This window comes from Pseudomonas fluorescens, assembly GCF_000967965.1.
GTDB lineage: Bacteria > Pseudomonadota > Gammaproteobacteria > Pseudomonadales > Pseudomonadaceae > Aquipseudomonas > Aquipseudomonas grandcourensis.
The window spans coordinates 1-24,995 of the sequence record NZ_LACC01000024.1 but is presented as its reverse complement, the minus strand read 5'-3'; the positions used below and the strand labels follow the sequence as shown (position 1 = coordinate 24,995).

The window sequence follows — 24,995 nt, the reverse complement described above, 5'->3', positions numbered from 1 at the left end:
CCACGGTCGTATCAGCAGCAATTGACCGAACAAAGGCTTCCCATGAGCGAAGATGCACAAGATGTAGTACTCGTCGTCGAGGACGACCCCTCGATTCTGATGGTGCTGTCCGCTTATCTGTCGGGCGAAGGTTACCGCGTGTTGCAGGCCGAAAACGGCGAACAGGCTTTCGAGATCCTGGCGAGCAAACCGCACCTGGACATGATGATCACCGACTTCCGCCTGCCCGGAGGAATCTCCGGCGTGCAGATCGCCGAGCCCGCCGTGAAGCTGCGACCGGAACTCAAGGTGATTTTCATCAGCGGCTATGCCCAGGAAATCCGAGAAACCGACAGCCCGATCACACGCAAGGCGCCGATCCTGGACAAACCCTTCGATCTGGATAAATTGCAGGAATTGATGCAGGACATGCTTTCGTAAGCGTTCAGACCCTGATCATCTCCCTGACCTTGGCCGTCAACAGGTCGAAGGTAAACGGCTTGGTGATCATCTGCATGCCCGGATCGAGGAACCCGCCGCGCACCGCGGCGTGTTCGGCGTAGCCGGTGATGAACAGCACCCTGAGGTCGGGCCGCAGTTGTCGGCCGATTTCCGCCAGTTGCCGGCCATTCATGCCGGGCAGGCCGACATCGCTGATCAGCAGGTCGATGCGCTGAGGCGAATCGAGTATCGGCACGGCGCTATCACCATCACAGGCCTCGACGAAGGCATAACCCAGATCGCTCAACACTGTACTGACCAGCACCCGCACCGCCGGATCGTCTTCGACAATCAACACCGTCTCGCCATTGTTGGCGAAAGGTGAATGTTCGACGTCCAATGGATGATCCAGGGGCAGGTCTCGACCAAAACGTGGCAGAAACAGGCTCACCGTGGTGCCTTCGCCCACGACGCTGTGGATGGCGACGTGACCTCCAGACTGTTTGCTGAAACCATAGATCATCGATAACCCCAGCCCGGTGCCCTGGCCGATGGGCTTGGTGGTGAAGAAGGGGTCGAAGGCGCGGTTGATGGTGCTTTGCGGCATGCCACAGCCGGTGTCGGTGACGCTGAGTACCACGTAGTCACCCGCATCGAGATTGCTCTGGCCTTGAGTGAAGTCCTCGTCAAAGTGCTGGTTGGAGGTCGAGACCAGCAGCTTGCCGCCATCGGGCATGGCATCGCGGGCATTGATTACCAGGTTGAGCAGGGCGCTTTCCAGTTGATTGGGGTCGGCTTCGGCCACCCACAGCTGTTCGTCCAGTTGCATGTCCAGGCAAATGGTTTCGTTGATGCTGCGTTGCAGCAGTTCATCCATGGAGATCACCAGGCTGTTCATCTCCACGGGTTTGGAGTCCAGCGACTGGCGCCGGGAAAACGCCAGTAGGCGGTGCGTCAGGCCTGCCGCGCGGTTGGCCGACGTCACCCCCAGGTCGATCAGGCTGTCCAGGTCTTCGGTTCGCCCCCGGGCCAGACGTCGACGCAACAACTCCAGGCTGCCGATGATGCCGGTCAGCATGTTGTTGAAGTCATGTGCGATGCCGCCGGTGAGCTGGCCGACGGCTTCCATTTTCTGCGACTGGCGCAGCACTTCTTCGTTGTGGCGCAGTTGCGCGGTGCGCTCCTCCACCTGCTGTTCAAGGGTTTCGAGGGTGTTTTGCAGGCGCAATTTGCTTTGGCTCAAGTCAATCAGGCGATCCCTGGCTTCGTACTGTCGTCGACGCCCGCGCAAGGCGGTGTTGACCAGACTGATCAGTGTGACAGGGTGAAAAGGTCGTTCAAGGAAGGTGACGTTGCCCAATTGCGCGCCGAAGCATGATGCCGGGTTCTGTTGCGGGCCACCATGGTGTGTCATCAACACGATCGGCAGGTCCGACCACGCGGGCTGTTGTTCAATCAGCCGGATCAGCGGTTCGAGATCACGGCCCAACAGTGCCTCGCAAGAGATCAGCAACAGCCCGGCACCGTGCTCCACTTCGGCGCACAATCCCGGCAGATCGTGACGGATCACCCCGTGGAACCCTGCTTTTTTGAGCATCATCAAGGCAATCTGGCCGTCGCGCCCCCGCGGTGCAAGGATGATGGCGCGTTCGGGTGGCGCTTGTACGGCCTTCACGGGATATTGTCCAGTTGCCATCCATGGGACAAGGCGTCCTGGCGGAACTCGCCTCCCGGTAAACACACACGACCACGGGACAATCCGCCGTTGAGGATATCGTCCAGACCTTCGATACCGGTGGCGGCCTTGGCTCGGTTCAAATCGTTGGATAGAGACAAACAAGCGTCCTCATATGGCCAAGGTCAACGAGGCTGCCATTGCGACGTATGGCAATAGGCTGCCTTTTCACTTGACCCCTGGCCAGGACGACGGTTCAACGAAATTTCAGTCGGGGTCAAAGCCCTTGTTGCAACGCCGGATCATCGGGGTTCATCTGTTCGAGTTGGGCCAACAGGACCTGCACGTTTTGCAGCTGCCCGCTTTCCTTCCAGTAATTGATCAGCAGCACCCGAGCCTTGCGATCGTTGGGATGTCGCTGAACGACTTCCTGCAACTGTTTCTGCGCCGCTTCGAGCTCCTGCTCACCGTGCAACGTGGTGGCCAGGTCGTAGCGGTAATCGCGGTTATTGGGCTCAAGTTCGACGGCCTTGGACAGGCCGAGCAGGGCGAATTCGCTTTGCTCGTGATGCAGCAGCCAGAGCCCCAGGGCATGTTGCAGGTAGGCGGAGTTGGGCTGTGCCTGCAGTTGCCTGGCCAACAGTTGCCGGGCGGCGTCGTTTTGGCCCTGTTTATCCAGCACTTCGATTTGCAGCACCAGCGCCGGCAGGTTGTCCGGCGCCAGGCGCAGGGTGTTGTCCAGCGCCTGTTGCGCTTCCTTGAGTTCGGCGTTGTGCAAATGCAGTCGGGCCAGCTGGTATTGGTTTTCAGCGCTTTGTGGCTCGCTCCTGAGCACTTGCTCCCAGGCATCGATGGCTTGTTCCAGCGGCCCGAAATACAAACCCAGGTCATCCGGGGACAACCCCAGCAGCGCGTTGATGGCTTCCAGCCGCACGCTTTGTTCGCTGTCTTCGAGCAATGGGCCCAGCAGCAGACTGCGCTGGCCGTTCGGGACCAGGCCGCTGATGCTCCTGATCGCCGCGATACGTACGTCGGGCGACTCGTTCTGCAAGTCGGCATCCGCCAGCTTCAGGGCCACCGAGCTTGGGTAGTTGGGCAGTTCGGCATGCAACCAGATACGACGCTTGGGGGACAGGTCCGGACGGGCCAATTGCTGATAGAGCACCCGCGCGGCACCCGGTTGACCGGCACGGGCAGCCGCCAGCGCTTCGCTGTAGCCATGCTGGATGGCTTCGGGAACCACCGGGGTGGTATCGCGCAGGGAAAACCACGCAAAACCGATGACGAGCAGGGCGAAGAGGCTGATAAACAGAATGCGGCGGGACTTGGGCATGCAGGAATCCGGAAGCTGGCAAGCTTTTGCAAAGGCGCCAGCTTCGGTCAGGCCAGGCCTTGAGTCAAACCTTGACGACGTTCACGCTTGATTCAAACGGTTGAACAGCCCTTCAGCCGACTATCGATGGACCTGCAAGCTGCGTCGACAGCAAAACCTGTCGAGGCCCCGCAGCAGTGACTACGCTTGCTGGAGGTGTCTCGACGAGTGTTCCCATGCAAGGGTTGTTGCAGTACTTCAAGGCCATGCTCAACCCCGGTCCCGGGGTGTTGCTGTTTGCCCTGCGAACCATCGCGGCCGGGTTGTTGACCCTGTACCTGGCGTTTCTGTTCGACCTGGACCAGCCCAAGTGGTCGATCATGGCCGTGGTCATCATCAGCCAGCCACTGGGCGGCATGGTGCTGGCCCGCAGTTTTGGCCAAGTCATCGGTACCACCACGGGGGCCGTCGTAGCGGTGGCAATCATGGCGATATTTCCCCAGGCACCGTTGCCGTTCATCACCACCCTGGCCCTGTGGCTGGCGCTGTGCACTGCCGGTGGCACGCTGTTGCGCTACACCAGTTCCGGGGCATTCGTACTCAGTGGCTACACCGCCGTGGTCATCGCGTTGCTGGCGATTCCCGATCAGGACGGCACCTTTTTACTGGCGGTGACCCGCCTCACCGAAACCTTGCTGGCGGTTGCCTGCGTGTGCGTGGTCAGCCTGCTCACCGCCAGGCCAGAGGCCGTGGCCCGGGATTACTTCGCCAGGATCGATCAAATCACCCGGTTGCTGGCGACCCACGCCAGCGCCGTCATCCGCACAGAGGAGAGCGAGGCTGACTTCCAACAGCGGCAAATGCAGCTGCTGGGCCAGATCAGCGGCCTGGAGGGCGTGCGTCGACACATGTACTTCGATGCACCACGGTTACGCAGTGCCAACGGTCTGGTGCAACTGCTGGGCAACCAACTGGTGCTATTGACCGCGCGGCTGACTGCCTTGCGCCACCAGCGGCTGCTGTTGACCGAGCGCTGGGAGGGCGAGTTGCCTGAAGAGATTCAACGGCTGCGCGCCGAAGAACTGGCCTTTCTCGATGAGCTGGCGCAAGAGGGGCGTTCGCTGTCCAGTGAAAAGCGCCACCATTTCACCTCGCTGCAACAACGCTTTGATGAGCTCGCCTACAGGGCCGAACAATTGACCGAGCCGCTACCGGCCACCTTGCGCTCGCTGGCCTGGTCGCTGCGCTGGGAACAGGCGCGCCTGCTACAGCAGCTTGAGCAGATTCTGGAATTGAGCGATGCCATCCAGAGCGGGCGTCCGGCCAGCAGCGTGTATCGCGGGCGGGAAAACCCGCTGCACCTGGACTTTACCCTGGCGACCATGAACGCCATCCGGGCCTTTTCCGCACTGTTGATCGCCGGTCTGATCTGGATCGAAACCGGCTGGGACGGTGCCCGAGGCGGGATGGTGCTGTTGGGCATCCTGTGCTCGCTGATGTCGACGTTTCCCCGGCCGCTGCTGGCGGTGCAAAGCTATGCCCGGGGATTCGGGCTGGCACTGGTGGCCTCGGCGCTCCTTCAGTTTCTGTTTGTGCCGATGATCAGCAATTTCGAGATGCTTGCGTTGCTGCTGGTGCCCTTGCTCTACGCCGTAGCGGTGGGATTGGCCAGCCCACCCACCACAGGTACCGGCATTGGCCTGGGGCTCACGACGTTTTTGTTGCTTGGCCCGTTGAACGTAGGGATCGGGCAAAACACCGCCATCCAGTGGTTCGAGTTTGCCGGGGCCTATACCTGCGCGACCGTACTGGCCTTGAGTGTCTATGCGCTGATCTTTCCGTACATGCCGGATTTGCGCATGCGCCGGCTCCACAAAGAGAACGGCGAGCAGGTGTACGCCTTGCTGAAAACCTCGGCGACCGATGAGCAGCAGTTTGCCTTCGAGAGCCGCATGGTTGACCGCCTGACCATGATGCTGGGGCTACTGCCCGCGACCCGGGAGCCACAATCGCGCGAACTGTTTCAAGTCAGCCTGGCCTGCATGGCACTGGGTATTGCCTTGAATCAGCTCAGACAGCAGGGGCAGAACAACGCACTGCTGAGCCCGGATCTGCAAAGTCGCCTGTTTTCGACAGTCCGGGAAACAGGCAGGCTGGTCGCCGGCCGGCCCGGGGTCGAAGTGGCGCTGGTGCTTGATAGCCTTCACACCCTGGGCGACGACCTGGATGCCCTGCATACCGATGTCCATGAGCACTTGTGGTCGGTGTTTCGCATGCGCGTGGCGCTGTTGATCGTGGTCTCGTTCGTCGAACGCTATCGCGGCTACTTTCAACCCTCAGGCCTTGAAGGAGACCCTGTCCTTGCCCATTGATCTGGAAGTGGGTGGTGCCTATCTGCCCCCGATTGCCCAGGCGCTGCTGCTGGGCTTGCCGATTTTCCTGCTGCTGGACTGGACGTTGCGGCGCCTCGGCGTGCTGCAGTTCGTCTGGCACGAGGCGTTGTTCGAAGGCGCGCTGTACGCCTGCGTCTGCGCCACGCTGATTCTGGTCATGGGAGCCTGATGCCTTGAAGAACATCCTTTCCCGACTCTCGACGGTAGCGGTGGTACTGCTGGCCTTCATCCTGGGCTGGTTCGCCTGGGAGCATTACACCCGCGCGCCCTGGACCCGGGATGCCCGGGTGCGTGCCGATGTGGTGACCTTGTCCGCCGACGTTTCGGGGCGAATCGTCAGCCTGGCCGTGCAGGACAACCAGCATGTGAACAAAGGCCAGGCGCTGCTGGAGATCGATCCGGCGCGTTACACCCTCGCGGTGGAGCATTCCAAACGCGCGGTGGAGGTGGCGAAAGCTTCGCTGGGGCAGGCCCAGGCGGCCATTACCGCCAGCGAAGCCTTGCTCAAACAACGCCAGAGCGAGGAGCAGCGTCGGCGCACGCTCAAGGATCGTTCGGCGATTTCCGGTGAAGAGTGGGAGAAGGCCAACACCGATGTGTCTGTGGCCCAGGCAGACCTGCTGCGTAACCAGGCCAATCTGGTGTTGGCCCAGGCCAACGTGCAACTGGCTATAGCGGCCTTGACCCAGTCCGAGCTCGACTTGCAGCGTACCCATGTCGTCTCCCCGGTGACCGGCTATGTCACCAACCTGTTGACCCGGGAGGGCGACTACGCCTCGGCCGGCGGTCCCTTGCTGGCGCTGGTGGACAGTGAATCGTTCTATGTCAGCGGTTACTTCGAAGAAACCAAGTTGCCGCGGATCGGGGAGGGTGATCGGGTCAAGATCGAGTTGATGAGTGGCGAAACGTTCGGCGGCAAAGTGCAGAGCATTGCCTTCGCCATCGCCGACCGGGAAAACCTGCCCGGTGGCCGTCTGCTGGCCAACATCAACCCCAGTTACACCTGGATCAAACTGGCGCAACGGGTGCCGGTGCGGATCGAGATCGATGCCGACTATGCCGGTAAAAACAACCTGAGAGCGGGGACTACCGCCACTGTGACCGTCCAGGAAAACCACAGCTCCAAAGACCAGCACTGACCCCCTGTAGGAGCGAGCCTGCTCGCGATGACGGACTCACATTCGAAGATGATGTCGACTGACACACCGCTATCGCGAGCAGGCTCGCTCCTACATGGGTTGGTGGCGGATTCAAAAAAAAGCCCCGCGACCGAATGAGACGCAGGGCAAGGAAATTGGTTGGTTGCGGCCAACCAAAGGAGCGCTTTAAAACCGCATTACCTGCTGGCCACCGTCTCCGGCTGCCAGCCGCCACCGAGGGCCTTGTAGATCGCGACGATGCCGCGATACAGGTCGACTTCAGCCTGGGCCTGGGTGTCTTCGGCCGCCAGGCGTTCACGCTGGGCGTCGAGCAGCACGAGGAAATCGGCGGTGCCTTCGCGGTAGCGGATCTCCGCCAGGTCGGCAGCCGAGCGGCTGGACTCGCTCTGGCGAATCAGCGAGATCAGGCGCTGTTGGCGTTTGCCGTAGTCACTGAAAGCGTTTTCCGATTCTTCCAGGGCCAGCAACACTTGTTGCTCGTAGGTCGCCAGGGCGCCTTCGGCATCGGCGTCGGCGCCGCGCAAACGGGCCTTGACGCTGCCCAGGTCAAACGCAGCCCAGGTGATGCTCGGACCCAGCGCCCAGGCGTTGGCCGCCGAGGAGCCGATCTGCGAACCGCGCCCGGCCGTAAAGCCAAGGAAGCCGCTGAGGCTGACCCGAGGGAACAGATCCGCCTTGGCCACGCCGATACGCGCCGTGGCCGAAGCCAGTTTGCGTTCGGCACTGAGAATGTCCGGACGGCGTTGCAGCAGTTGACCCGGATCACCGATCGGCAAAGCCTTGGCGATCGCCGGCAGGTCTTTCGGGCTCAGGTCCACGCTCAGCATGTCCGGACGTTCACCCAGCAGGGTGGCGATACGGTTTTTCTGCCGGACTTGCTCGGCCTGCAATTGCGGCACGCTGGCTTCGACCGACGCCAGTCGCGCATCGGCGCGCTCCACATCGAGCTGGTCTCCGACGCCGGCATCACGCAGGCTGACAGTGATCTTGCGCGACTCCTGCTGGTTCTCCAGGTTGGCCAGGGCAATTTTCTCCCGCAACTGCGCGCCGCGCAGTTGACCGTAGGAATCCACCAGCTCGGCAATCATGGTGACTTGCAGTTGGTACAGGTCGGCCTCGAACGCCTGTTGCTCGGCGTTGGCCGACTCCAGGTTGCGCTGGATGCGACCGAACAAGTCGATTTCCCAGGCCATGTCCAGGCCCAGATCATAGCGTTCGCTGTTGACCCGGTCGGTGGTCTGGCCCGGAATCTGGCCTTTGCCCAGGTCACTGCTGACGCGACTGGTGATGGTCGGCATGGCGTCGTTGCTGACGTCGTCGCGGATCGCCCGCGCCGCTTTCCAGCGGGCGAAGGCGACGCGCAAATCACGGTTGCCTTGCAAGGATTTCGTCACCAGCTGGTTGAGAGTCGGGTCTTCGAACTGCTGCCACCAGATGCCTTCGAAACGCGAACGGTCAAAATTCTTCTGGCCGGCGGCGCCATCGGTGGCGGCCGTGATGTGGGCCGCCTCGGTGGTTGGCGTCTTGTAGTCCGGGCCCACGGCACAGGCACTCAGGGCCAGTACCAGCAGGCTCGGCAGGAAGGCTTTCAAACTCATCAATGCGACTCCAGCTTCAGGGCGGCCTTGGCGGCTTTGCGTGCCTGGCCGCGCTCGACAAAGTTACGGATCAGTACGTAGAACACCGGCGTCAGCAACAGACCGAAGAAGGTCACCCCGAGCATCCCAGAGAACACCGCTACACCCATGGCATGACGCATTTCAGCACCGGCACCGCTGGAGAACACCAGGGGCACAACACCCATGATGAATGCGAAGGAAGTCATCAGGATCGGCCGCAGACGCAGGCGGCAAGCTTCCAGGACCGCGGCCAGCGGGTTGAGGCCTTCCAGCTGTTTGTCCTTGGCGAACTCGACGATCAGGATCGCGTTCTTACAGGCAAGCCCCACCAATACGATCAAGCCGATCTGGGTAAAGATGTTGTTGTCGCCACCGGAAGCGATCACCCCGGTGATGGCCGACAGCAGGGTCATCGGTACGATCAGGATCACCGCCAGTGGCAGGCTCCAGCTTTCGTATTGAGCCGCCAGTACCAGGAACGCCAGCAGTACGCAGAGCGGGAACACGAACAGCGCAGTGTTACCGGACAGGATCTGCTGGTAGGTCAGGTCGGTCCATTCGTAGGTCATGCCGTTGGGCAGTTCTTCCTTGAGCAGTTTCTCGATGGCTTTTTCGGCCTGGCCGGAGCTGTAGCCGGGGGCTGCCGCACCGTTGATTTCAGCGGTGATGAAACCGTTGTAGTGCATCACGCGATCCGGGCCCGAGGTGTCGCTGACCTTGATGAAGGTCGCCAGCGGGATCATCTCGCCCTTGTTGTTACGCACTTTCAGCTGGCCGATCTGGTCGGATTCGAGGCGGAACTGTTGTTCGGCCTGGACGTTGACCTGATAGGTGCGACCGAAGCGGTTGAAGTCGTTGGCATACAGCGAACCCAGGTAGATCTGCAGGGTGTCGAAGATGTCGCTGACGGCCACGCCGTGGGTTTTGGCTTTCTCGCGGTCGATGGCGGCATCGACCTGGGGCACGTTCACCGTGTAGCTGGTGAACAAGCCAGCCAGCTCCGGAACGCTGTGGCTCTTGTTGATGATGTTCATGGTTTCCTTGTACAGCTCTTCGTAGCCCAGGTTGCCCCGGTCTTCGATCTGCAGACGGAAACCACCGATGGTGCCCAGGCCTTGTACCGGCGGCGGCGGGAAGATCGCCATGTAGGCTTCCTGGATGTTCGCGTATTGGCCGTTCAAGGCACCGGCAATCGCACCGGCGGACATGCTCGGGTCTTTACGTTCGTCGAACGGTTTCAGAGTCACGAACACGATGCCGGCGTTCGGGCTGTTGGTGAAGCCGTTGATCGACAGGCCAGGGAAGGCCACGGCACTTTCCACGCCAGGCTGTTTCAGCGCCAGCTCGGACATGCGCTTGATCACGTCTTCGGTACGGTCCAGGCTCGAGGCATCCGGCAGTTGCGCGAAGGCCACCAGGTATTGCTTGTCCTGGCCGGGTACGAAACCGGTCGGGGTGCTGGAGAAGCCGAAGAAGGTCAGGACCATCAGGCCGGCGTACAGCAGCAGGGCGATGCCGCTTGAGCGGATCACACGGGCAACGGTGCCGACGTAACCATGACTGGCCTTTTCAAAGAAGCGGTTGAACGGACGGAACAACCAGCCACCGAAAATCTTGTCCAGCACCTTGGAGAAACGGTCTTTCGGCGCGTCGTGACCCTTGAGCAATACCGCGGCCAGGGCCGGCGACAGGGTCAGGGAGTTGAAGGCCGAGATCACCGTGGAAATCGCGATGGTCAGGGCGAACTGCTTGTAGAACTGGCCGGTCAGGCCGGAAATGAACGCCGCCGGAACAAACACCGCACACAGCACCAGCGCCGTGGCAATGATCGGACCTGTCACTTCACGCATGGCGCGCTTGGTGGCTTCGACCGGGGTCAATCCAAGTTCGATGTTCCGTTCGACGTTCTCCACCACCACGATGGCATCGTCCACCACGATACCGATCGCCAGCACCAGGCCGAACAGCGACAAGGCGTTGAGCGAGAAACCGAACAGATGCATCACGGCAAAGGTACCGATCAGCGATACCGGCACAGCGACCAATGGAATGATCGAGGCGCGCCAGGTTTGCAGGAACAGGATCACCACCAGCACCACGAGGATCAGCGCTTCGAAGAGGGTGTGAACCACCGCCTCGATCGAACCGCGCACGAAGATCGTCGGGTCATAGACGATGCTGAAATCCATGCCTTCGGGGAAGCTCTTCTTCAGCTCGGCCATTTTGGCCCGCACTTCGTTGGAGATCTCGATGGCGTTGGAGCCAGGGCGCTGGAAGATCGGGATCGCCACCGCCGGCTGGTTGTTCAGCAACGAACGCAGGGCGTATTGGCTGGAGCCCAGTTCGACGCGGGCGATGTCCTTGAGGCGAGTGATTTCACCGTTGTCGCCAGAGCGAATGATGATGTTCTCGAACTCTTCCTCGGACACCAGACGGCCCTGAGTGTTGACCGACAACTGGAATGCCGTGGCATTTGGTGCAGGAGGCGCACCCAGGGCACCGGCCGCTACCTGGCGGTTCTGTTCACGAATCGCCGTGACCACATCGGTGGCGGTCAGGTTGCGCGAAGCGGTCTTGTTCGGATCGAGCCACACACGCAGGGAGTAATCGCCCATGCCGAACAACTGCACATCACCGACACCGCCCAGGCGCGCCAGCTCATCCTTGATGTTGAGCAGGGCGTAGTTGGACAGGTACAGCATGTCGTAGCGTTTGTCCGGCGAGGTCAAGTGCACCACCATCGTCAGGTCGGGTGACGCCTTGTCCACGGTGATACCGATGCGCGTCACTTCCTCGGGAAGCTTCGGTTCGGTGCGGGTCACGCGGTTCTGCACCTGCACCTGCGCGTTGTCCAGGTCAGTACCCAGGGCGAAGGTGATGGTCAGGGTGATCTTGCCGTCAGCGGTGGATTGCGAGGACATGTACAGCATGTTCTCAACGCCGGTGATGGCCTGCTCCAGGGGCGCGGCCACGGTTTCACCGATGACCTTGGGATTGGCACCCGGGAAGTTGGCGCGGACCACCACGGTCGGCGGCACCACTTCCGGGTATTCGCTGATCGGCAGCTGGAACAGCGAGATCGCACCGGCGATCAGGATCAGCAGCGACAGCACCGCTGCGAAGATCGGCCGCGAAATGAAGAATTGGGAAAAATTCATCGTAAAAATCCCTTAACCGCGTGGGGTCGTGGCAGCCAGTTTCACAGCCGTACCCGGCGCAACCTTGGCAGGCGCGACTTGGGGCAGGTTGCTGGCTTCCAGCGCTTGGCGTTGTTGTGCGAGTGCCGCGAGGGTTTGTTCGCTGGCCATCGGAATCACTTCAGGGGTGACCGGTGAACCAGGGCGTACCCGTTGCAGGCCCTTGACGATGATGGTGTCGTCCTTGCTCAGGCCGTTGCGCACGATGCGCAGACCTTCGATCTTCGGACCCAGCTCCACCGCGCGGTAGGCGGTCTTGTTGTCGGCATCCATCACCAGCACGAACTTCTTGCCGAGGTCAGTGCCGACCGCTTCGTCATTGATCAGCATGGCGCTGTAGGTGCCGCTGCCCACCAGTTTCAGGCGTGCATACAGGCCCGGGGTGTAGCTGCCATCGCTGTTGTCGAACACGGCGCGGCCACGGATGGTGCCGGTCTTCGGGTTGACCTGGTTGTCGACGAAGTTCATCACGCCCTGGTGCGGGTTGCCGTCTTCATTGGACAGTCCCATGTAGACCGGGGTCGTGGCGCCTCGCTTGCCCTGGCGAGCGAGCTCGGTGTACTTGAGGAATACACGCTCGTCCGCGTCGAAGTAGGCGTACACCTTGTCGGTGGAGACCACGCTGGTCAGTGGGGTGGTGTCGGCAGTTACGAGGTTGCCGGCGGTGATTTCGGCACGGCTGACGCGGCCGCTGATTGGAGCAGTCACGCGGGTGAAGCTCAGGTTCAGTTTGGCCAGGTCCAGTTGCGCTTGCAGGGCACCGACGGCGGCACGGGCTTCTTGGGCGGCGCTGGTGCGCGAATCGGCCAGCTCGGCGGAAATGGCATTACTGGTGCGCAGACGCTCACCGCGCTGGGCTTCGTTTTCGCTGCGGGTGGCATTGGCGCGCGATTGTGCAACCAGGGCTTCGAGGCGGCGGACCTCAGCCTGGAACGGACGCGGGTCGATCTGGAACAGCAGGTCGCCTTTCTTGACCAGGGCGCCTTCAGTGAACGCCACTTCATCGATCTGGCCGGAGACCCGTGGACGAATTTCGACGGTTTCCGGCGCTTCGAGGCGGCCGGTGAATTCGTCCCACTCGTTGACCGGTTGTTCAAGCACCTTGGCCACGCTGACCTTGGCCGCAGGCATGCTGGCGGCGGTTTCCGGGGCCTTGCCGCAGGCGCTGATCACCACTACGGCCAACAAAGCCAACGGGAAGCGCAAATGTTTGAGTGACTGTTCCATGGATGCATCCGCCAATGTATTGAGATTGGCGAATGATGCGCGGCGGGTTTGTATCTCACGAATCGAATGGGGCGAAGGTAACTATCATTCGGAATGATATGAGAGGCCAAATCAGCTCTCTAGCCTGCGCCTTGCGCAGAGGTCTATCAATCAGGTCGATGGCAATTCTGTGTTGCCGCAAAAGCATCAATCAGTCTTGAAACAGAGGTGTGGCCTTCGCGAGCAGGCTCGCTCCCACACTGGATCTCATCAGCCATTGGATTAACGGGGTCCAACGGCCTGCGCTATGCCAATTTCGTCACCGCCAATGCCCAAACCCATCAAGCCATAACGCCTCGGATAGACCACTCTGACCGGTCTGTCCAAGGAGATGACCATGATCCGACTGACCCTGATCGAAGCCCGTGAGTTGGCCGAATCGATCTTGTTGCACAACGGTTTTAATCTGGCCCATGCACAAGCGGTGGCGGCGACGGTGATTGCTGGCGAACGTGATGGCTGTGCCTCCCACGGTTTGTACCGGATTCTGGGGTGTGTGAATTCCCTGCGGACCGGCAAGGTGTCAGCCGATGCCGAGCCACAGGTGATCGACCAGGCGCCGTCGATTGTGCGGGTGGATGCTGGTGGTGGGTTTTCGCAGTTGGCGTTTCAGGCGGGGTTGCCGTTGCTGGCGCAGAAAACCCGGGCCAACGGCATTGCGGCGTTGGCAATCAACCGCTGTGTACATTTCTCGGCGCTGTGGGTGGAGATCGAGCAGCTGACGGCTGCCGGTCTGGTGGCACTGGCGTGTAATCCGAGCCACGCCTGGGTGGCGCCGGCTGGAGGACGACTGCCGGTGTTCGGCACCAATCCCATTGCCTTCGGTTGGCCGCGTGCGGGGCAAGATCCGTTTGTGTTCGACTTCGCCACCAGCGCGATTGCCCGTGGTGATATCGAACTGCACCGGCGTGCCGGCAAGGCGATTCCCGAAGGGTGGGGCGTCGACGCCCAAGGCCAGCCGAGCACCGACGCCAACGTGGTGCTCGACAGCGGCGCGATGCTGACGTTCGGCGGGCACAAGGGTTCGGCGCTGGCGGCGATGGTGGAGTTGATTGCCGGGCCGCTGATTGGTGACCTGACCAGTGCCGAGTCGTTGGCTTACGACGGGGGCAGCAAGTCGTCGCCGTACCATGGCGAGTTGATCATCGCCCTGGACCCTCGGCGCTTTCTGGGGGACGCCACTGAAGAACATTTGGCCCGGGCCGAAACATTGTTCCAGGGCATTGAAGGGCAGGGCGCACGCTTACCGTCGCAACGACGTTACGCGGCGCGGGTACGCAGCCTGGTGGAAGGCGTGCAAATTCCCGAGGCGCTGTACAACGACCTCAAGGCCTTGCTCGCCTGATTGAATCAACGTGCTCAATCCTGTGGGAGCGGCGGTGCGGCGATCCGACTTGCTCGAGAAGGCGGCGTGTCAGTCAACGAAGAGGCTGAAGCTGATGGCCCTTTCGCCTACAGGCTCGCTCCCACAGTTCTTTGTGCGGTTTTCTAGATTGAGTCGCGTTGGCTGCTGCCATCCACCAGCCGTGCAATCCCCAGCGGGTTGGCATTTTTCAAGGCGTCGGGTAGCAAGGCGTCCGGGCAGTTCTGGTAGCACACCGGACGCAGGAATCGCTCGATGGCCAGGCTGCCAACCGACGTGCCACGGGCGTCGGAGGTTGCAGGGTAAGGCCCGCCATGGACCATGGCATCGCAGACTTCGACCCCGGTGGGGTAACCGTTGAACAGTACCCGGCCGACTTTTTGTTCCAGCAGTACCAGCAGGTCTGCATGGGTCTGAAGATCCGATGCTTCGCCAATCAATGTCGCAGTCAGTTGCCCGTGCAAGCTGTTCAACGCCTGCCGCAGCTCAACCTTGTCCGCCACATCAACGATAATGGTGGTCGGCCCGAACACTTCTTCCTGTAGCAGCGGATCCCCATTGAGCAGCAGGCTGACGTCGGCCTTGAACAGTTGCGGCCGCGCCTGATTGCCCAACTGGTCGTGGCCCGCCAGGTGCGTCACGCCCGGATGCTCGAGCAAGGCCCGCAGCCCTTTTTCATAGCTGTCGAGGGTGCCAGCATTGAGCATGGTTTGCGCCGGTTGTGCGGCCATCAGGTTGCTTACTCGGGCAGAGAACGCCGTCCATTCAGGGGCGCGAATACCAATGACCAACCCCGGATTGGTGCAGAACTGCCCGCAACCCTGGACCACCGATGCCACCAGTTCACCGGCGATTTTCTCGCCCCGCGCGCGCAAGGCTTCGGGCAATACCAACACTGGATTGATGCTGCTCATCTCGGCGAACACCGGGATGGGTTGTTGCCGTGCGGCGGCCATGTCGCAAAGGGCACGGCCACCTTTGAGCGAGCCGGTGAAACCGACGGCCTGAATCGCCGGGTGCTTGACCAGCGCTTCACCGACACCAGCGCCGTAGATCATGTTGAACACACCCTTGGGCATGTCGGTCTGCTCGGCGGCGCGCAGGATCGCATTGGCCACGCATTCGGCGGTTGCCATGTGCCCGCTGTGGGCCTTGAACACCACCGGGCAACCGGCGGCCAGGGCCGCTGCGGTATCGCCGCCAGCAGTCGAAAAGGCCAACGGAAAATTGCTCGCGCCGAACACGGCCACCGGGCCGACGCCGATCCGGTACTGGCGCAGGTCAACCCGTGGCAGCGGCTGACGCTCCGGCAGGGCACGGTCGATGCGCGCGCTGTAGAAGTCGCCCCGACGCAGGACCTGAGCGAACAGACGCATCTGGCCGCTGGTGCGGCCGCGCTCGCCCTGAATCCGGGCGCTGGGCAGGGCGGTCTCACGGGTCACCAGGGCAACGAACTCGTCATCCAGGGCATCCAGTTGCGCGGCGATGGCTTCAAGGAATTGCGCCCGGCGCGTCGCCGGCAAATTACGAAAGGTCGGATAGGCGGCCGCAGCGGCCTGGACGGCCGCATCGACTTCTTGCGCGGTGGCTTGCACGAAAGAGTAGGGCAGTGCTTCGCCGGTGCTGGCGTCATGGCTGTTCAGGATGATGCCGCCGACGGCGCTGCGCGCTCCGCCGATGTAGTTGTGGCCAAGGATTTCGAGCATTGAAAATCTCCGGTCTGGAAAGGGTAAGGGCAAAAGACCGCAGCCTGCGATCTTTCAGGGCCATCAAGCCAAAGAGTCACCCCGGCGCGGGGTGGCTGGCACGGCTGCGTCCACGGCAGCAACCCGCGCCGCCGACTCGGCATCCACCTGGCGCAATGACTTGCCACGGGTCTCGCGGGTCACCCCGACAGCCACCACGGAAATCAGCGCAGCGCCCACCAGATACCAGGCGATCGGAGTCGAGCTGTGGTACTTGTTGAGCAAGGTGATGGCGATCAGTGGTGCCAGGGAACCGGCGAAGATCGGCGCCACCTGGTAGCACAGGGACAGAGCGGTGTAGCGTACGTGGGTCGGGAACATTTCAGCCATCAGCGCCGAGTAAGGCGCATAAGTCATCGACTCGATGGCCAGGCCCAGGGTGATGGCGGCCATGATCAGCCAGTTGTTGCCGGTGTCCATCATCGGGAAACCGATGAAACCCCAGAACGCTGTGAGCACCGCGCCGGTCAGGTACACCGGCTTGCGCCCGACGATGTCCGACAGATAGCCCATCAGCGGGATCAGGAAAAAGTGCACCAGGTGCGCGCCGAACATCAGCAGCAGAATTTGCGAAGTGTCCTTGTGCACCACCAGTTTCAGATAGGTAATCGAGAACGTCACCACGGTGTAGTAGAGGATGTTCTCGGCAAAGCGTGCGCCGATTCCCACCAGCACCGAACGCCAGTGATGACGCAGCACTTCCACTACACCGAGCTGTTGCTGTTTGGTCTGTGCCTGACGGGCCTGGGCTTCCTTGAAGATCGGCGCGTCATCGACGCTGGTGCGAATCCAGTAACCGATCAACACGACTACCGCCGAGAACCAGAACGCCACGCGCCAGCCCCAGGCAAGGAACTGTTGTTCTGACAGGTTCGACGACAACAGCAGCAGGGCGACCGTGGCCACCAGGTTGCCGGCCGGCACCCCGGCTTGCGGCCAACTGGCCCAGAAGCCCCGACGATTGTCCGGGCAGTGTTCGGACACCAGCAGAATCGCGCCGCCCCATTCGCCACCGAAAGCGAAGCCCTGGATCAACCGCAACAGCACCAGTAGCACCGGGGCTGCGTAACCGATCTGGTCGAAGCCAGGCAGGCAACCCATCAGGAAGGTGGTGATGCCGACCACTACCAGGCTCAGTTGCAGCAGGCGTTTGCGGCCGAATTTGTCACCGTAGTGACCGAATACCAAACCGCCCAACGGCCGGGCGAGAAAGCCGACCGCGTACAAGGCGAAGGCGGCGATGATGCCGTCGACGGGGCTGTCGGTCTGGCGGAAGAACAGCTGACCGAAGACCAGCGCCGAGGCGGTGCCGTAGAGAAAGAATTCATACCATTCAGCGACGGTGCCAGCCATGGCGGCGGCCACTACGCGTTTGAGTCCCGAGGGTGTGGTTGCGCTTTGCGTGTGCTGAGGATTCGACATGCTGACGTACCTTGTTAAGGCGCGAAAAAACGGGCAGCCGGGCCGGGCCGGTAAAGGCCCGCCCGGCAATCACTCAGAGACCGACGTCCGGCAGTTCCGGGCGGCTCGCCAACGCCTTGGCCATGATCTGCTCGACGAATACGCGGTCGGCTTCCGGCAGGGCCAGGCGTGGCGGACGGGTCAAAGCGCTGCCGCGACCGGCGATGGCTTCACACAGCTTGATGCACTGCACCAGGTCGGCACGGGCATCGAGGTGCAGGATCGGCATCAGCCATTCGTAGATCGGCATGGCTTCGGCGAAACGACCGGCCTTGGCCAGGCGGAAGATGGTTTCGCCCTCTTTCGGGAACACGTTGGACATGCCCGAGACCCAACCTTCGGCACCCACGGCGATGCTTTCCAGCACCACGTCGTCGAGGCCGGCGAACAGCACGAAACGGTCACCGACTTCGTTGCGCACGTCGATGAAGCGGCGGGTGTCGCCGGAAGAGTCCTTGAAGCACACCACGTTGTCGCAGTCGGCCAGGGAAATCAGGATGTCCGGGGTGACGTCGTTCTTATAGATAGGCGGGTTGTTGTAGACCATCAGCGGCACGTCGGCGTTTTTCGCCACGTAGCGGTAATGCTCGGCGGTCTCGAACGGCTTGGAACCGTAGACCAGCGCCGGCATCAGCATCACGCCATCGACGCCGACCCGGCGTACGGCATTGGCGACCTTGGCCGCTTGTATGCTGGTGAACTCTGCCACGCCGCAAATCACCGGCACGCGACCACGGGCGGCATCGACGGCCACTTCAGTCACGGCGATTTTTTCTTCGGCGCTCAGCGAGGTGTTTTCACCTACCGAGCCGCAGACCACCAGGCCGGACACGCCGTCGCGGATCACGTTGGAAATCACCTGATGGGTTTTTTCCAGGTTGATGGAGAAGTCATCGTTGAATTGAGTGGTCACTGCGGGGAAGACGCCACTCCAGTTAATGCGCTTGCTCATTGTTGCCTCCGGTTCGTTAATTGTATTTCGTATACGATATTTAAAATGACCATGCTCGGCTAGTGTTTTTTTTGGTTTTCAGGGGTTTTTACTGGCCGTTGGTCTGGGGGTTCAGGGATTGCGTGATCAGGCGCCGGGCCAAGTGTCGGACAGGCGATAGCCTTGTGGCCACGGATCGCTTGGGTCGAGCAGCAATTGATGGGTGCCGGTGATCCACGCCCGGCCGGAAATGCACGGGTAAATCGCGGCGCGGCCGGCGACTTCGGTCAGCGAATCAATGCGGCAGTGGAACTCGGAGCCGATAATCGAACGGCCGACAAAGCGCTCGCCAACCTGCATCAAGCCTTTGGCCTGCAACACCGCCATGCGCGCCGAGCAACCAGTGCCGGTGGGGGAGCGGTCTATCTTGCCCGGTTGAATCACCACCGCATTGGCGCCGGTGGCGATGCCGTTCTCATGGACGATGGGCGCGGCGATCTGGCAGAAGGAAATGTGCGACCACTCGGGATTCAGCGGATGCACGAAGCCCAGTTGTTCGTTGGCCGCTCGAGTGATTTTCAGCCCGACCGCCACCAGATCGGCCGCTTCATCCGGGCGGATGGAGAAACCCAGGCCTTTGGCATCGGCAATCACAAAACTGTCGCCACCATAAGCGGTGTCAACCTTCAGCGAGCCGATGCCTTCGACTTCAATCCACGCATCCAGTCGATCAGCGAAGGACGGCACGTTTTTCACTTCCACCCGTTGCACCTTGCCATCCCGGCAGTCGGCCACGGCTTCGATCAGGCCGCCGGGCGCTTCCAGCACCAGGCGGGTTTGCGGCTCGGTCATGGGCAGGATGCCGCTGTCGAGCAATACGGTGGCGACGCACAACGAGTTGGAGCCGGACATCGGTGGGGTGTCCGCCGGTTCCATGATGATCCAGGCCATCTGCGCCCGTGGGTCCTTGGCCGGGACCAGCAGGTTGACGTGGCGGAACACGCCGCCGCGGGGTTCGTTGAGGACGAAGTTGCGCAGGGTTTCGTCCCGGGCGATCCAGCGCGACTGTTCCCACACGGTGGCGCCGGGCGGCGGGGCGACACCGCCCACGATCACGTCGCCGACTTCGCCTTCGGCGTGGCAGCTGACTACATGAATGACTTTTGATGAACGCATGACTTGATCCTTGTTTTGTCCGTGCGGGCCTCATCGCGAGCAGGCTCGCTCCTACACTGTTCGATATGCACCGCTAACCCTGTAGGAGTGAGCCTGCTCGCGATTGGGCCGTTAGTTATTTCACCGATTTGAGAAACGCCGCTGTTTCCGCATGCACCGGATTGCCAATCACCTGATCCGGCGAACCAATCTCATGCACCAGGCCATTGCGGAAGAACGCCACACGGTCGGACACGTCCCGGGCAAAGCGGATTTCGTGGGTCACCAACACCATGGTCATGCCGTCTTCGGCAAGCATGCGCATGGTGTCCAGCACTTCGCCGACCAGTTGCGGGTCGAGTGCCGAAGTGGCTTCGTCGAACAGCATGTAATCCGGCGACATGGCCAGGGCCCGGGCGATGGCCATGCGTTGCTGCTGTCCACCGGACAGCTTGCCAGGGAAGGTCTTGAACTTGTCGCCCAGACCGACGTGAGTCAGTTGCTTCACCGCTAACTCTTCAGCTTCGGCCTTGCTTTTGCCCAGCACTTTGCGCGGTGCGAGCATGACGTTTTCCAGCACCGTCAGATGCGGAAAGGCATTCCATTGCTGGAACACGATGCCGATTTTCTGCCGCAGGCGATTGAGGTCGGTGGCGCTGTGATGGACCTCGACGCCGTCAACGCGGATGTTGCCTTTCTGGATCGGTTCCAGGCCGTTGATGCACATCAGCAGGGTCGATTTGCCGGAGCCGGAGCCGCCGATGATCGACACCACTTCGCCCTTGTTCACCGTCAGGTTGACGCCCTTGACCACTTCGAGGTTGCCGAAGGATTTATGTACGTTGTCGATCTCAATCATTTTCTTGCCACCTTCTTTCCAGACGAGCGCCCAGGCGTGCGACCACCAGGCTCATGACGTAGTAGATAAGGCCCGCGATGCACAGCACCAGCAGAGGTTCCTGGATGCGGGTGACGATGGTTTGCGAGGCGCGCAGCAGTTCGACGATGCCGATCCACATCACCAGCGCGGTGTCTTTCATCACGCCGAGCACCAGGTTCAGCCAGCCAGGGAACGCCACCCGAGTGGCCATTGGCAGGACGATCCAGCGCAAGTCCTGCAAGAAGCTCAGGCCCAACGAACGACTGGCCCGGCGCACGGTAAACGGCACCGCCAGTACGCCGGCACGCACGATCTCGGTGAAGTACGCCGCGGCATACACCCCCAGCACAATGCAGCCGACGCTGAAGGCACTGATGTTCAAACCGACGATGCTTTTGAGCGAGTTGAACAGCACGAACTGGATCAGCAACGGCACGCTGCGAAACACGTCCAGCACCCACGCCAGCGGCAGGCTGGCCCGAGGCAACAAGGCGCGCAGCAGGCCGAAGAACAACCCAGCCACGGAGCCGAGAATGATCGACCAGAAGGTCAGTTGCATCGTGACCCACGCACCGTTGAGCAGGAACATCAGGTCATTGGAGGAAAAATCGGTGGAAAACATGGACAGCTCCTCAATAACGGAACAACCGCCAGGCCATCAGCCGGGCTGCCGCAACGATTGCCTTGGCAATCAGGTAATACAGCCCCGCTGCGATGGCGAAGTATTCGAAGGTGCGGAAGGTTTTGACGTTGTATTCCTGGGTCACCCCCGTCAGGTCATTGTTCAGCCCGACGATCACCCCCAGCGAGGTCATCAGCACCGCCCAGACCATCTGATTGGTCAGTGGGTAGAACACGATCCGCAGCAGTTGCGGGACGATGATCATGCGATAGGCCTGGAAGGCACTCATGCCGAGGGAACGCGCCGCACGCACTTGTGTGTGGGGAACCGCTTTGAGGCCGCCGCGAAAGTTCTCCGCCAGATACCCTGCATTGTTGAAGGTGATCCCGGCCAGCAGGGCGAACCATGAACTGACATGAAGGTTCAGCGAGCCGAGGCCGAAGTAGAGGATGTAGATCTGGAACAGCGACGGGGTGTTGCGCGCGATCGATACCCAGCCGTTGCCGAAACCGCGCAATAACGGGTGTTTGGCTTCGCGCATCACCGTCAGGGCCAAGGCGATCAGCACGCCGAAGATCATCGACAGTGCGGCGGTTTCGAAGGTGACGATGGCACCGGCAAGCATGTCCGGCAGGGCGCGCAGGGCGGAGCGCCATTGGAAGCTGTAGTCAAACATGCGCAGGGCTCTCCAGTAGGGCAGCAGGTTGTAACCAGGCCGGCAAACGTCCGCTGGCTGTGGCGGTGCAGGCGGCGTCGACGCATTCGGCAAGGCTGGCGAAGTGCACCTTGCGGCCGACCAGGCCCGGTGCGTAGTGGGCGTATTTGCCCGAGTTGGTCATCAGGTTTTTAGCCGCCAGGGGGATTACGGGTTCGCCGAGCATGCACCAGCAGGTGTCGGTGACCAAGGTCGCGCCAAAAGCTTCGTTCACGGCGATGTGCCCGGCCTCGCGGGCCTGCTCCAGCACCGCACGGCCGCAGGTGATGGCAAGCACCACATCCGGGTGTTTGTGCCGTCCCCGGCACAGTCGCGCCAGGTGAGCGAACTCGCTGAGGGAAAAGTGCGGGTTACCCAGCGACACCACATCCACCCGGTTATCGCGAGCACTGTTGAGTTCGCGCCAGCTGAGCAGCAGGTCTTTCAAGCGGATTTTTTCCACGGGAATGGAAGTGTCCGCATCCAGCACCTGCGCCGGGTCAATGGCCTCCGGGGTGACCCCGGCGATATGGAACAGCGGTGCCGCCGAGGTGGTGGCGAAAGCCGCGCCAAAGGCTTTGAGGTCGTCCAGGCTCGGCTTGCGTTTTTCCAGTCCCAGCACCAGCGGCACGCGGCTGCCGGCCAGCGCACCGATGTGATAACCCAGCAACGGGTAGAAGGCATCGTCCAGTTCACCGAGGGCGGGCAATTCGATCTGCAACCGGACCTTGCGTTGAGCGTCCAGGTGGCAGCCGATCAGCGGCGCGCGGCCGGTGAGGGCGATGCAGATGTCCAGGTAATCCGGGTATTTCAGGGTGCGTGCACCGAGCACGCTGTTGGCGTAGACCACCGCATTGGATTCCGCCCAGACGATTTGCTCGCCAGCCTTCGGTGCAGTGTCGAGCAGGTACGGCGCGCAGGTGAAACTGAGCTGTGCGCCCATCGCCATATAGGCATCGCCCAAGGCACTGGCCGGTTCACCCAGTGCCGGGTCGATACCCAGTTCGCGCCAACGGCGCTGGTCGACGGAAATTGAATTGAGGGTGGTGGGCACTCGTACTTTGGCGCCCCATTGCACCAATTGTTCGGCAAAACGCAGGCTCGCCGGTCCCGTATAAATGCAGCCGTCGATGTGCGCTTGAGTGACATCCACCAGGCTGCTGGCACCTTGCAGTTCGGCCATGCGCAGAACGATCTGCATGGCCATCTGCGCGGCTTTGCCATGCTGGCCGTCGAGCAGCGCCCAATCGTGCTCAGTGAGCGCGATCGAGGCGGTGGTGTCGGTGTTGGGTAATGGGCTGTCGAGTCCCTGCCAGGCATCGCTCGGCAGGTGATCGAACAGGCTCAGCGTTGTATTTTCGACTCGGGCGAAAGCCTGGCCGCGTAAAGCGGCGAAGGCCTCCCTGCCGATGCACAGCACCGGCAGGGAACGGGCAAAAATAGTCTGCGCCACCAGCACACCCAGGGTCAGGATCTCGTCGGGTTCGGCCAGCACCAGTGCTGCCGGTGCATGGCCGTTGCTGATCAGTTCCATCAACACACTGCTGCCGGTGCACGAGCCGCGACCACTGGGAATCGCCAGCACGCGGCCGGCCAGGTGTTGGCCGCTGAGCGGGTGATGGCGGTCGATGACTTCACCCGTGCAGGGATCGACTCCGCCCCAGAAACTCAAGCCGACATCGGCGAACAGCAGGGCGCCTTGCGCGGCACCCGCCACCAGGCTGCGCCCGGTCAGAGACATTGGCCTAGGCATGCCGGACATCTCAGTAGTAGACCTGAGGTACGGTCAGGTTGGTCGGCGGGATCTCGGTGCCAACCCATTTAACGAACAGCTCCTTGTAGCGACCGGTGCGCACCTGTTGGTTGACGAACAGGTTGAGGTAGTTGAGCAGGCCGAACTCGCTGCGCTTGGCACCCAGGGACACGTAGTCGATGACGTACGGGGCGTTACCGGCGACTTTCAGGTTTTTGTATTTGCCCGACTTGAGGGTGGCGGCGGCCACGGTGTTGGTGACCACGGTGGCATCGATGTGGCCTTGGGCGACGGCTAGCAGGGTATCACTCTGCGACTGGTAGGCTCGGAAACTGCCCGAGCCCCAGTTCTTCACGTCTTTCTCCAAGGCGATGGCCTCATAGGTGCCGCTGGTGTTGCCCACTGCTTTGCCCTTGAGGTCGTCGAAGCCGTTGATGCCGGTGTCGTCGCGGGTCAGCACCACCATCTGGAAGGCAAAGTAGGGCACGGTGAGGCCAACGGTCTTGGCGCGTTCGAGGGTGTCGGAGGTGGACGCGACGATCACGTCAGCCCGCCCGGAGACCAGTGCCGGAATGCGATCCGGGAACGGCGTTTCCACCACTTCGGCCTCGACCCCGAGGATCTTCGCCAGGTCGCGGCAATAGTCCACATCGAAGCCGGCAGGCGAGTTGCTGGCATCGCGAAAGCCCATGGGCGGGAAGTCCAGGGTCACGGCGCAACGCAGCTTGCCCGAGCCGATGATGTCGTCGAGCTTGTCGGCCTGGGCAGTGGCGATAAAGGAGGTACTGAGAACAGCGCTGAGGGCTACGGCAAATGCGGGGTTTTTCATAGAGGCCTCGTTGATGTGAAGTGCTGTTGAAAATCGTATTGGGGATTTCGTATACGATATTAACAATAGCAATCAGCGTGCCTAATTCCAGTCCGAGGGGTGAATTAGTTGTCAGGCCTTGGCGTAGAGGTTTTGTAGCGGTGCAACCCGAGGCACGGTGACGCCAAGGTATCGGGGGCAGGTGTTACATATGGGAGCAGCGGTAGCGCGGGCGCCCCTTTAAGGAACACTGGTCAATGCTGTGTGCGGCGTTGAACCACCGATGTCAGAACGATTGCTGAAGATCAAAGGATCGCAGGCTTCGCTAGCTCCTACACCGACCGCGTACAGATGCTATTAACGGACATACGCCAATTTCTGCGGAAGAAACACGACGATGATCGCGATCAGGCCGGCCGGTAGGCCGCCTCGGACGCTGTTGCGGTGTGCGCCCCCTCGTGAGGCCGAGCGCAGGTTCTGCGCAGTGGGCAACCCGGCATGGATGCCGGGTTAGCCGCCCCCGGCCATGGATGGCCGATGG

Annotated in this window: 19 protein-coding genes and 1 pseudogene; 5 read left to right on the top strand and 15 right to left on the bottom strand. The window is 61.5% G+C overall.

Annotated elements, in window-relative coordinates:
- Positions 1 to 42 precede the first annotated feature (42 nt).
- Positions 43 to 420, top strand: coding sequence for a response regulator (locus tag VC35_RS19455; RefSeq protein WP_007970583.1), 378 nt, complete (start codon positions 43 to 45; stop codon positions 418 to 420).
- Between the two features lie 4 nt (positions 421 to 424).
- Here the strand turns inward: VC35_RS19455 and VC35_RS19450 are convergent, their stop codons facing one another.
- The 3 genes and pseudogenes from VC35_RS19450 to VC35_RS19445 all read right to left on the bottom strand — a co-directional run bounded on the left by VC35_RS19450 (position 425) and on the right by VC35_RS19445 (position 3,428).
- Positions 425 to 2,095 carry a response regulator gene (locus VC35_RS19450; RefSeq protein ID WP_080925341.1) on the bottom strand — a complete coding sequence of 557 codons (1,671 nt, stop codon included), beginning with the start codon at positions 2,093 to 2,095 and terminating at the stop codon, positions 425 to 427.
- 5 nt (positions 2,096 to 2,100) lie between these two features.
- Positions 2,101 to 2,256: pseudogene (locus VC35_RS29565) on the bottom strand (ATPase domain-containing protein); the annotation flags it as partial.
- Positions 2,257 to 2,372: 116 nt separating this feature from the next.
- Positions 2,373 to 3,428 carry a tetratricopeptide repeat protein gene (locus VC35_RS19445; protein WP_046042036.1) on the bottom strand — a complete coding sequence of 352 codons (1,056 nt, stop codon included), beginning with the start codon at positions 3,426 to 3,428 and terminating at the stop codon, positions 2,373 to 2,375.
- 215 nt (positions 3,429 to 3,643) lie between these two features.
- Between VC35_RS19445 and VC35_RS19440 the strand changes: the two genes are divergently transcribed.
- Genes VC35_RS19440 through VC35_RS19430 form a run of 3 tightly spaced genes read left to right on the top strand, consistent with a single transcriptional unit; the run spans position 3,644 to position 6,939 of the window.
- Positions 3,644 to 5,779 carry an FUSC family protein gene (locus VC35_RS19440; RefSeq protein ID WP_046042035.1) on the top strand — a complete coding sequence of 712 codons (2,136 nt, stop codon included), beginning with the start codon at positions 3,644 to 3,646 and terminating at the stop codon, positions 5,777 to 5,779.
- A complete protein-coding gene (locus VC35_RS19435) occupies positions 5,769 to 5,969 on the top strand; it encodes a DUF1656 domain-containing protein (protein ID WP_032829912.1) in 201 nt (66 codons plus the stop codon). Before VC35_RS19440 ends, VC35_RS19435 begins: the two co-directional genes overlap by 11 nt.
- 4 nt (positions 5,970 to 5,973) lie before the next feature.
- A complete protein-coding gene (locus tag VC35_RS19430) occupies positions 5,974 to 6,939 on the top strand; it encodes an HlyD family secretion protein (RefSeq protein WP_046042033.1) in 966 nt (321 codons plus the stop codon).
- 197 nt (positions 6,940 to 7,136) lie between these two features.
- Here VC35_RS19430 and VC35_RS19425 read toward each other — a convergent pair whose 3' ends face one another.
- The 3 genes from VC35_RS19425 to mexE are packed head-to-tail and all read right to left on the bottom strand — an operon-like array spanning position 7,137 to position 13,003.
- Positions 7,137 to 8,558 carry an efflux transporter outer membrane subunit gene (locus VC35_RS19425; RefSeq protein WP_046042032.1) on the bottom strand — a complete coding sequence of 474 codons (1,422 nt, stop codon included), beginning with the start codon at positions 8,556 to 8,558 and terminating at the stop codon, positions 7,137 to 7,139.
- Complete coding sequence (locus VC35_RS19420) at positions 8,558 to 11,737, bottom strand: efflux RND transporter permease subunit (RefSeq protein ID WP_046042031.1); 3,180 nt, start codon at positions 11,735 to 11,737, stop codon at positions 8,558 to 8,560. Before VC35_RS19420 ends, VC35_RS19425 begins: the two co-directional genes overlap by 1 nt.
- Positions 11,738 to 11,749: 12 nt before the next feature.
- A complete protein-coding gene (gene mexE / locus VC35_RS19415) occupies positions 11,750 to 13,003 on the bottom strand; it encodes a multidrug efflux RND transporter periplasmic adaptor subunit MexE (protein WP_046042030.1) in 1,254 nt (417 codons plus the stop codon).
- A 376-nt stretch (positions 13,004 to 13,379) separates the two neighbouring features.
- Between mexE and VC35_RS19410 the strand changes: the two genes are divergently transcribed.
- On the top strand, positions 13,380 to 14,387 hold the full coding sequence (locus tag VC35_RS19410) for an Ldh family oxidoreductase (RefSeq protein ID WP_046042029.1): 1,008 nt from the start codon (positions 13,380 to 13,382) through the stop codon (positions 14,385 to 14,387).
- Between the two features lie 143 nt (positions 14,388 to 14,530).
- Here the strand turns inward: VC35_RS19410 and VC35_RS19405 are convergent, their stop codons facing one another.
- The 9 genes from VC35_RS19405 to VC35_RS19365 all read right to left on the bottom strand — a co-directional run bounded on the left by VC35_RS19405 (position 14,531) and on the right by VC35_RS19365 (position 24,475).
- Positions 14,531 to 16,111, bottom strand: a complete 1,581-nt coding sequence (locus VC35_RS19405) for an aldehyde dehydrogenase (NADP(+)) (RefSeq protein ID WP_046042028.1) — start codon at positions 16,109 to 16,111, stop codon at positions 14,531 to 14,533.
- Positions 16,112 to 16,174: 63 nt separating this feature from the next.
- Complete coding sequence (gene abaF, locus VC35_RS19400) at positions 16,175 to 17,572, bottom strand: fosfomycin efflux MFS transporter AbaF (RefSeq protein WP_046042026.1); 1,398 nt, start codon at positions 17,570 to 17,572, stop codon at positions 16,175 to 16,177.
- 73 nt (positions 17,573 to 17,645) lie between these two features.
- A complete protein-coding gene (locus VC35_RS19395) occupies positions 17,646 to 18,563 on the bottom strand; it encodes a dihydrodipicolinate synthase family protein (RefSeq protein WP_046042025.1) in 918 nt (305 codons plus the stop codon).
- Positions 18,564 to 18,689: 126 nt separating this feature from the next.
- Entirely contained in the window at positions 18,690 to 19,718 is a 1,029-nt protein-coding gene (locus VC35_RS19390; RefSeq protein WP_008018645.1) for a trans-3-hydroxy-L-proline dehydratase, read from the bottom strand.
- 115 nt (positions 19,719 to 19,833) lie between these two features.
- On the bottom strand, positions 19,834 to 20,556 hold the full coding sequence (locus VC35_RS19385) for an amino acid ABC transporter ATP-binding protein (RefSeq protein ID WP_046042023.1): 723 nt from the start codon (positions 20,554 to 20,556) through the stop codon (positions 19,834 to 19,836).
- The gene (locus VC35_RS19380; protein WP_046042022.1) at positions 20,549 to 21,199 is read right to left on the bottom strand and encodes an amino acid ABC transporter permease; all 651 of its coding nucleotides are present in this window, start codon (positions 21,197 to 21,199) and stop codon (positions 20,549 to 20,551) included. The genes VC35_RS19385 and VC35_RS19380 overlap by 8 nt, the downstream gene beginning before the upstream one ends.
- Positions 21,200 to 21,209: 10 nt before the next feature.
- Positions 21,210 to 21,875: an amino acid ABC transporter permease gene (locus tag VC35_RS19375; protein WP_046042021.1), complete on the bottom strand. Its 666-nt coding sequence runs from the start codon at positions 21,873 to 21,875 to the stop codon at positions 21,210 to 21,212.
- A complete protein-coding gene (gene lhpI / locus VC35_RS19370) occupies positions 21,868 to 23,646 on the bottom strand; it encodes a cis-3-hydroxy-L-proline dehydratase (protein WP_046042126.1) in 1,779 nt (592 codons plus the stop codon). The genes VC35_RS19375 and lhpI overlap by 8 nt, the downstream gene beginning before the upstream one ends.
- Positions 23,647 to 23,656: 10 nt before the next feature.
- Positions 23,657 to 24,475 (bottom strand): ABC transporter substrate-binding protein, encoded by an 819-nt coding sequence (locus VC35_RS19365; protein ID WP_046042020.1) that lies wholly within the window; start codon positions 24,473 to 24,475, stop codon positions 23,657 to 23,659.
- Positions 24,476 to 24,995 lie beyond the last annotated feature (520 nt).